This window comes from Soehngenia saccharolytica DSM 12858 (assembly GCF_059568515.1).
This window is the reverse complement of record NZ_JCANTN010000013.1, coordinates 45558-53823: the sequence shown is the minus strand read 5'-3', so window position 1 is coordinate 53823 and position 8266 is coordinate 45558. Positions and strand designations below refer to the sequence as shown.

Sequence of the window (8266 nt, the reverse complement as noted above, 5' to 3'; positions counted from 1 at the left end):
TGGCCCTATGGTCAAGCGGTTAAGACATCGCCCTTTCACGGCGGTAACCCGGGTTCGAATCCCGGTAGGGTCACCAAATTTCATATAAAGAATGATTATGGGCGCATAGCTCAGTTGGGAGAGCATCTGCCTTACAAGCAGGGGGTCATAGGTTCGAGCCCTATTGTGCCCACCATAATAAATTCAGTGGCCTGGTAGTTCAGCTGGTTAGAATGCCAGCCTGTCACGCTGGAGGTCGAGGGTTCGAGTCCCTTCCAGGTCGCCAAAACACGCTGGCGTAGCTCAATTGGTAGAGCAACTGACTTGTAATCAGTAGGTTGGGGGTTCAAGTCCTCTCGCCAGCTCCAAAGATTTAGGAGGAGTTCCCGAGTTGGCCAAAGGGGACGGACTGTAAATCCGTTAGCTCAGCTTTCACTGGTTCGAATCCAGTCTCCTCCACCAATAAAAGTAAATTACTTAATGTGCGGGAGTGGCTCAGTGGTAGAGCATCGCCTTGCCAAGGCGAGGGTCGCGAGTTCGAATCTCGTCTTCCGCTCCATTTCTTATTATTAGAAGAATCTTAATTCTTCTTTTTTTTTAAATGTACCCTTAGCTCAGTTGGATAGAGTACTTGACTACGAATCAAGGGGTCGGGGGTTCGAATCCCTCAGGGTACACCAATTATAAGGGGTTGTTGTAATATGAAGTTACAGAATATTGAAATAATTATCAAACTTGGCGATATAACTGATGAAAATGTTGATGCAATTGTTAATGCTGCTAATAATTCTTTGCTCGGCGGCGGTGGAGTCGATGGAGCTATACATAAAAGGGCCGGATCATCCGTACTGGAGCAATGTAAAAAGCATGGAGGTTGCGCCACTGGTGATGCTAAAATTACAACAGCTGGGAATTTACCGTGTAAATATATTATTCACACTGTAGGACCAATATATGGTGAACATGGTGGATTAGAGCCTTTATTACTGTATAATTGCTATATAAATTCTTTAAAACTTGCAGATAGTTATTCTTTAAAGACCATATCTTTTTGCGCTATTTCTACTGGGGTATATGGATACCCAGTTAAAGAAACTTTACCTATAATTTATAAATCAATAAAAGATTTTTCAGCTAACAATAATAACATAGAAGAGATTAGATTTGTTTTATTTGATGAAGAAAAATACGAATTTTATAATTCATATTTTAATTCTACTTTAAATACAAATTTTTAATTTTTATGGTTGACATATCATATTATTTATATTATTATTAACACATTGAATAAAAAGAAGGTGTTAATATTTTAGCTGAAACACATAAAATGATCGCAAATATTATTAGTAACGAAGTTGAAGATAAATATGATATATTATTAGATAATAATAAATTAACATGGGGCAGTGTAGCTCCAGATTATCTACCAAAATATAAATTTATTAGACATTACAAAGATGAAAGTATAAATTTTGTTGCGAATGAAATTCTAAAGATAATACTCTTTACTAAATATGTTGATATATCAATTGTACCACAAAGCATAGGAGTGGCTTCTTTAAGTAAGAAAATAGGAATAATTTCTCATTATTTAACAGACTATGTATGTTATCCTCATGCTCAAAGATGGACATTTTCAGATTCTATGGTAAAACATATAAAATATGAAAACCAACTCAATGATTTTGCAAAATCATATAATTTTAATCAATCTCAAAGTAAGATCAATGTACCTGATATAGATTTGGAATCTTTAAATCTATATAATACAAAGAAAATAATAAAGAAATATATTGATGAAGTAATAGATGAATATAGCAAAACACCAAGTTTTGGGAATGATTTAGAATTTGCTACTTTTATAAATAAAAAAATAACTTTCTTTATAATTGACTCACTCAGAGAATCAGTGCTGGAAGGTCAAGAAACTTTAGCTTTTCAAATTTAAATATTTTAAATACTCAATGATGGGAAGAGTAATATTAAAATTTTAGTTTAAGAGAATTAGGAATGGTGAGATCCTAATACTAAAACCAATATGAAAAACGCCCCTGAGATTCTTTTCCGAACGAATTTAAATAACTAGTAGGTTAAGACGGTTAGCCCGTTAAAAGCTAGACATATCGAGTAATCTGTATGTTTATGAGGTGAGCTTATGCTAAATAAGGTGGTACCGCGAATTTATTCGTCCTTTGATTTTTTGAAGGACGTTTTTTTTATATTATTTTTAAGGAGTGATTTTAATGTTAGTTAATGGATTTACACCTAGAGAACTACAAATTGCAATTAAGTTAATCAAAGATTTTTTTGAAATGGATCTTGCAAATGTGTTAAATTTAACACGAGTGTCTGCTCCTTTATTTGTAAAAACAGATACAGGCTTAAATGACAATTTATCTGGTAGTGAAAAAGCTGTTGAGTTTGAAATGAGAAAATACAATGAAAAATTAGAAATAGTACAATCTTTAGCTAAATGGAAGCGCATGGCTTTGAAATGGTATGGATTTGAAACTTATGAAGGAATATACACTGATATGAATGCGATCAGACCAGATGAATATGTGGATAAAACTCATTCTATCTATGTAGATCAATGGGACTGGGAAAAAATAATAAAGTATGAAGATCGAAATTTAGATTATTTATTTGATACAGTAAAAAAGATTTATAGAGTTTTCAAAGATACTGAAAGTTTTCTAAACGAAAAATTCCCAAACAATACAAAATTAATTCTGCCAGAAGATATATATTTTGTAGATAGTCAAACACTTGAAAATCTTTACCCTAACTATTCACCAAAAGATAGAGAAAATATAATCGCAAAAGAAAAGAAAGCTGTATTTATTTACAAAATAGGTGACAAACTAAAATCTGGAAAGCCACATGACCTTAGATCGCCAGATTATGATGATTGGAATTTGAATGGAGATATTATATTTTATAGTCCAGCAATAAATGAGGGAATAGAGTTGTCGAGTATGGGTATTAGAGTGGACAAGTACAGTTTAAAAAGACAGCTGGCAATTACAGATTGTGCTTATAGGGAAAAGTATGAATATCATCAGTTGATACTAAAAGACGAATTGCCATTTACTATTGGGGGTGGGATAGGACAATCGAGAATTTGCATGTTTTTTTTACAAACCAAGCACATAGGACAAGTGCAAGCTTCTGTTTGGCCAGATGATGAGTTACAAAAATGTAAAGAGAATGATATATTTTTACTATAAATATTAAAAGATTGTAATAAATATTGCTAAAAAGTATAAGCTAATTTGTAATTTTTGTAGTATAATAAACTTACTCTATATTCATATGAAGGGTGAGTGCTTTTAATGGCAGTAAATGAAAATACTTATGTAAATATTTATGAAGGCTTAAAAAGAAATTTTTTATATGAAAATGACTTAAATAGCATTCACATTTTAATAAATCTTTATGACATTGAAGACAATATTAGAAATATTTATCCCAAATATGTTACTATTCAATGTATTAAGAATTATATATCTAAATTCTTAAAGGATAGAGAGGGGAACGCTTTAATAGCTTCTAATTTAGGTGAGTTAATACATGAAGATATAAATAGATTAGAGCTTCTTTTATATTTAGATGGCTACAAGAAGGGCTTTGCCGATATAAAAAATGCTAATTTACTGGAGAAAAAGGCAGTTGAAGTCTATGATATCAATACCTTATACCATAGAAAATACTTATTTCAATTTGATCTTAACAATCAAACAATAAATGATTTTAAAGAAGAATTATTCTTGTATTTAAAAGAGACAGATGACTATTATAAGTATTTAGATGATTTGATTGTTTACTATTGCAATAAGATAATTGAACCCAAAATAATGAATTTAAACAATCACTTAGATAGTCAGCTTACGATAAAATGCAATACTAAATCTTTGATGATCAATGATAATCTAGAAATTTTATCTGACAATGACTTAAAATCAATTTATGAAGAAGTTGTTATTATAATAAAGAAAAATTCCAATAGGCTGTTTAAAGATGCATATTGGAATGGGTTGAACGACAGGGTCTTGAAACGCTATAAATAAGATATAAGGGAGGATTTGTATGTACGTCAGGAATCATATGATTAAATTAAGTGACTTAACTTGTTTGAATCCAGAAGAGAGCGTTAAGGAAGCTCTTGAAAAGATTAACAGCAAAGATTTTCTATCTTTACCGGTAGTAAATGACAATAGGATTTTAGGTATACTTATGAAAGAAGCAATTTATAGAAAATATTTCGAAGAAGATTTTGTTAACAAGGAAGACTTTCTAAATAATTGCAAAGTTAAGGATGTATACAATAAAGATTTAAAAACTATTAATGAAAACGAGCCTATTGAAAGAGCTTCTTACTTATTAAATAGTAGAAGAACACCTTTCTTAGCAGTTGTAGATGATAAAAATAATTATCTTGGCATTTTAACTCATGCTGCAATTTTTAAAGCTTTTTCAGAGATATTTGGATTAGAAATGGGGCAAAGACTTGTAGTTCATATGTTTGACATTCCTGGACAACTTGCTAGATTAACAGAAATTTTGAAAAAGGAAAACATCAACATAATGAATCTAACATTGTTAGATACAAAAGTCATGGGAATTATAAAGGTTGTATTGAGAGTTGATACTGATAATATTGATGAATTGGTGTCAAAATTAGAAAGAGAAGGTTTTAAGATTGGAGAATTTGGTGAATAATTTACATCCCCTCATAATTAGAGGGGATTTTTCTTAGTAATTTTCATAGACTTATGATAAAATAGATGGTAGATTATAATTGTAAGGAGTTTTATATGATAATAATTGGTATCGATCCTGGAATTGCAACTGTTGGCTATGGTATAATAGAGTGTGTTGCTAATAAATACAGAGCTATTGATTATGGGCCTATATTAACACCATCAACTTTATCAATGCCTAACAGATTAGATTTGATTTTCGAAGAATTAAATAATATTATTCGATACTTCAAACCTCATGATATGGCTGTTGAAGAATTATTCTTCAACAAAAATGTTAAAACTGCAATTACAGTTGGGCATGCTAGAGGCGTAGAAATTTTAAGTGCAGTTAGAAATGGTTTAAATATATACGAATATACACCACTGCAAATAAAACAGTCTGTAGTTGGATATGGTAGGGCTGATAAAAAGCAAGTGCAATATATGGTTAAAACTCTGCTAAATTTAAATGAAATTCCAAAACCAGATGACGTAGCTGACGCATTAGCAGTTGCCATATGTCATGGCAGCAGTTTGAAATTTAAAGATTTATTTTTGATGAAATGAAGAGGTGAAGGCATTTGCTTGAATACATAAAAGGCACTATTATTCAAATAGGAGATGAGTATGTTGTAATAGAAAATAATGGTATAGGCTATAGGATAATGACATCAATGAACACCATATCAAATATAAAACCTGAAGTTAAGGATATATTGTTATATACGCACATTGCTATACGAGAAGATGGGATTTCATTATATGGTTTCGACTCAGTTGAAGAAATTGAAACATTTAAATTGTTAATCACAGTTTCTAAAGTTGGTCCTAAATTAGCATGTGCAATATTATCATGCCTTAGCTCTTCAAAGCTCAAAATGGCAATTTTATCGAACGATATAACTTTACTATGCAAATGCTCTGGTGTAGGTAAAAAAACAGCAGAAAGAATTGTTTTAGAACTAAAAGATAAAATTGATGAAAATTCCATAGATATAGTTGACGTTGAAAGTAAATCAAATAACATTAATTCGATTTTAGAAGAAGTGACAGAAGCATGTGTGACTTTGGGTTACAATAAATATGAGGTGAGAAATGCTTTGGCACAAATAAATGTAGAGGATTTAGAAATTGAAGAAATCATTAAACTTGTGCTAAGAAAGCTAGCTAATTAGGTGATAATATGGATGAAAATTTAAACAGAATAATTGCTCGAAATAGTTTGCTTGAAGATTTTGATTCAGATGTTACATTAAGACCAAAATGGCTTAATGAGTATATAGGTCAGGATAAAGTTAAAAATAAGTTAGACATATTTATACAAGCTGCAAAAGGAAGAAATGAGGCTTTAGACCATGTTTTACTTGTTGGCCCACCTGGCTTAGGTAAAACTACATTAGCAAATATAATTGCAAATGAAATGGGAGTAAATATAAGAGTAACTTCAGGACCTGCGATTGAAAGAGCGGGTGATTTAGCAAGCATTCTTACAAATTTGTCAGATGACGACGTACTTTTTATTGATGAAATACATAGAATCAACAGAACTGTTGAAGAAATTCTGTACCCGGCTATGGAAGATTACGCTCTGGATATAATTATTGGGAAAGGACCATCTGCCAGATCAGTAAGATTAGATTTATCAAGATTTACGCTCATTGGTGCGACAACAAGATCAGGATTATTAACTTCGCCATTAAGGGATAGATTTGGTGTATTATTAAACTTAGAATTATATGATATCAACAGTTTGACTGATATAATTAATAGATCTGCAAAAATACTAAATATTGAAATAGAGAAAGAAGGAGCAATAGAAATTGCTCGTCGCTCTAGAGGTACTCCGAGAATTGCTAATAGGTTATTAAAAAGAGTGAGAGACTACACTCAAGTAGTAGAAAATGGAATTATAACACTTGAGAGTGCAAAGAAAGGCTTAGACTTATTAGAAATAGATGAACTTGGCTTAGATAATATAGATAGGAAAATATTACTTTCTATAATACACAATTTTGGTGGGGGACCAGTAGGTATAGACACTCTATCTGCAGCGACAGGAGAAGAAAAAGTAACAATTGAAGATGTATATGAACCATATTTAATACAAATTGGATTTATCAATCGTACTCCTAGGGGAAGAGTGGCAAGTAAGAAAGCTTACGAACATTTTAATATAAAGTATGAAGGATGAAGGTGCTTAAAATGAAATTAAAATATATAAGATTGTTTACAGTTTGCATTTTATTTGCACTATTTTTTATTAATACTGAATCTTTAGCAGAAAACGAACAATATATAGACGTAAAAATAGGGGATAATATTGCTTTAAATAGTACGATAAGCATTAGTTCAACTAGTGGCTTTGTTATAAATAATTCCATCAATAGTTATACATCTAATGAAAAAGCACTAAATATATCTTTAATTTCTCCAGAATATTATTCAATATTTGATTTAAATAACAATAAAATATCTGATATAAAATACACAGATAATTTTGAAATAACTACTATTGATAAGGGCACAGATGTTATTTCAATTAACAATAAAAGCTATAGAGGAAGTATAAAGATTATAATGAACAATAATTCCTACTATATAGTAAATCATTTACTATTAGAAGAGTATTTATATGGTGTTGTCCCACGAGAAATACCTTCTTCTTCTCCGATAGAGGCATTAAAGGCCCAAGCTATTGCTGCAAGGAGTTATGCATTAAATAATTTAAGTAGACATATCAAAGATGGATACAATTTATGTGATTCTACTCATTGCCAAGTATATGGAGGATATAGTGCTGAGAAAGAAAATACAAACATAGCAGTTAATGTTACAAAGGGTATTGTATTAAAATATAATGATAAAATAATTGATGCTGTATTCCATTCTTCTTCTGGAGGTTACACTGAAAGTAGTGAAAATGTATGGGGAAATAAAACACCATATTTAGTCGCTGTAAAAGATCCGTTCTCACTAAATGCTCCTAACAGCAACTGGAATATAACATTTACAAACTCAGTTATAGTAAATAATTTAAGAAAGGACAACATAAATATTCAAGACTTAATTGACATACAAATTTTAGATAGAACAGAATCAGGTCGTGTAAAAACCATAAAAGTGATTGCCTCAGATAAAACCGTATTGCTAAGTGGAGACAAATTTAGATCAATTATGGGAAATTCTAATTTTAAGAGTACATTATTTTCTATCGAAAAAAAATATGATACAAGTAGAATTCTGAAATCATCTTTATCAAAAAATGGAATAGAAGAAATAGATATATCATCAGGTACTGTATCTATAATAACTAAAGATGGAATAAAGAGTGTTGATAATTCATCAATCAATATATTGGACGATAAGGGTCAATCAGATATAAATATAGACACTCAAGTAGCTTCATTTTCTTTTGTGGGAAAAGGCTATGGGCATGGTGTAGGGATGAGCCAATATGGAGCAATTGAAATGGCAAAAGAAGGATATAGTTTTGATCAAATATTACGATTTTATTATAAAGATATTAATATCATGCAATAGAT

General features: G+C 30.8%; 9 protein-coding genes, 7 tRNA genes and 1 other annotated feature. All 16 genes read left to right on the top strand.

What is annotated here, in order from left to right:
• The first annotated feature begins 1 nt into the window (after position 1).
• Positions 2-76, top strand: a tRNA-Glu gene (locus BO51_RS05305).
• Positions 77-99: 23 nt separating this feature from the next.
• Positions 100-175, top strand: a tRNA-Val gene (locus BO51_RS05300).
• Positions 176-188: 13 nt separating this feature from the next.
• Positions 189-265 (top strand) — tRNA-Asp (locus BO51_RS05295).
• Between the two features lie 6 nt (positions 266-271).
• A tRNA-Thr gene (locus tag BO51_RS05290) sits at positions 272-347 on the top strand.
• Positions 348-355: 8 nt separating this feature from the next.
• Positions 356-441 (top strand) — tRNA-Tyr (locus BO51_RS05285).
• Positions 442-463: 22 nt separating this feature from the next.
• Positions 464-538: transfer RNA gene (locus tag BO51_RS05280), tRNA-Gly, on the top strand.
• 44 nt (positions 539-582) lie between these two features.
• Positions 583-659: transfer RNA gene (locus BO51_RS05275), tRNA-Arg, on the top strand.
• A 21-nt stretch (positions 660-680) separates the two neighbouring features.
• Positions 681-1217 carry a macro domain-containing protein gene (locus tag BO51_RS05270; RefSeq protein ID WP_496484661.1) on the top strand — a complete coding sequence of 179 codons (537 nt, stop codon included), beginning with the start codon at positions 681-683 and terminating at the stop codon, positions 1215-1217.
• An 89-nt stretch (positions 1218-1306) separates the two neighbouring features.
• Positions 1307-1927 carry a zinc dependent phospholipase C family protein gene (locus tag BO51_RS05265; RefSeq protein ID WP_496484659.1) on the top strand — a complete coding sequence of 207 codons (621 nt, stop codon included), beginning with the start codon at positions 1307-1309 and terminating at the stop codon, positions 1925-1927.
• A gap of 7 nt (positions 1928-1934) precedes the next feature.
• Positions 1935-2175: a binding site (T-box leader), on the top strand.
• 47 nt (positions 2176-2222) lie between these two features.
• Positions 2223-3209 (top strand): aspartate--ammonia ligase, encoded by a 987-nt coding sequence (asnA, locus tag BO51_RS05260; RefSeq protein ID WP_496484657.1) that lies wholly within the window; start codon positions 2223-2225, stop codon positions 3207-3209.
• Positions 3210-3314: 105 nt separating this feature from the next.
• Positions 3315-4049, top strand: a complete 735-nt coding sequence (locus BO51_RS05255) for a hypothetical protein (RefSeq protein WP_496484655.1) — start codon at positions 3315-3317, stop codon at positions 4047-4049.
• 19 nt (positions 4050-4068) lie between these two features.
• A complete protein-coding gene (locus BO51_RS05250; protein WP_496484653.1) occupies positions 4069-4701 on the top strand; it encodes a CBS domain-containing protein in 633 nt (210 codons plus the stop codon).
• A 95-nt stretch (positions 4702-4796) separates the two neighbouring features.
• Positions 4797-5291 (top strand): crossover junction endodeoxyribonuclease RuvC, encoded by a 495-nt coding sequence (gene ruvC / locus BO51_RS05245; protein ID WP_496484651.1) that lies wholly within the window; start codon positions 4797-4799, stop codon positions 5289-5291.
• Between the two features lie 14 nt (positions 5292-5305).
• Complete coding sequence (gene ruvA, locus BO51_RS05240; RefSeq protein ID WP_496484649.1) at positions 5306-5899, top strand: Holliday junction branch migration protein RuvA; 594 nt, start codon at positions 5306-5308, stop codon at positions 5897-5899.
• Between the two features lie 8 nt (positions 5900-5907).
• Positions 5908-6915, top strand: coding sequence for a Holliday junction branch migration DNA helicase RuvB (gene ruvB, locus BO51_RS05235; RefSeq protein ID WP_496484647.1), 1008 nt, complete (start codon positions 5908-5910; stop codon positions 6913-6915).
• Positions 6916-6926: 11 nt separating this feature from the next.
• Positions 6927-8264, top strand: coding sequence for a SpoIID/LytB domain-containing protein (locus BO51_RS05230; RefSeq protein ID WP_496484645.1), 1338 nt, complete (start codon positions 6927-6929; stop codon positions 8262-8264).
• The last annotated feature ends 2 nt before the right edge of the window (positions 8265-8266 follow it).

Excerpts from the sequence above, each read along its gene's own strand:
- ruvC (WP_496484651.1), top strand. The coding sequence starts at position 4,797 with ATGATAATAATTGGTATCGATCCTGGAATTGCAACTGTTGGCTATGGT.
- BO51_RS05250 (WP_496484653.1), top strand. The coding sequence starts at position 4,069 with ATGTACGTCAGGAATCATATGATTAAATTAAGTGACTTAACTTGTTTG.
- ruvB (WP_496484647.1), top strand. The coding sequence starts at position 5,908 with ATGGATGAAAATTTAAACAGAATAATTGCTCGAAATAGTTTGCTTGAA.
- asnA (WP_496484657.1), top strand. The coding sequence starts at position 2,223 with ATGTTAGTTAATGGATTTACACCTAGAGAACTACAAATTGCAATTAAG.
- BO51_RS05230 (WP_496484645.1), top strand. The coding sequence starts at position 6,927 with ATGAAATTAAAATATATAAGATTGTTTACAGTTTGCATTTTATTTGCA.
- BO51_RS05255 (WP_496484655.1), top strand. The coding sequence starts at position 3,315 with ATGGCAGTAAATGAAAATACTTATGTAAATATTTATGAAGGCTTAAAA.
- BO51_RS05270 (WP_496484661.1), top strand. The coding sequence starts at position 681 with ATGAAGTTACAGAATATTGAAATAATTATCAAACTTGGCGATATAACT.
- BO51_RS05265 (WP_496484659.1), top strand. The coding sequence starts at position 1,307 with ATGATCGCAAATATTATTAGTAACGAAGTTGAAGATAAATATGATATA.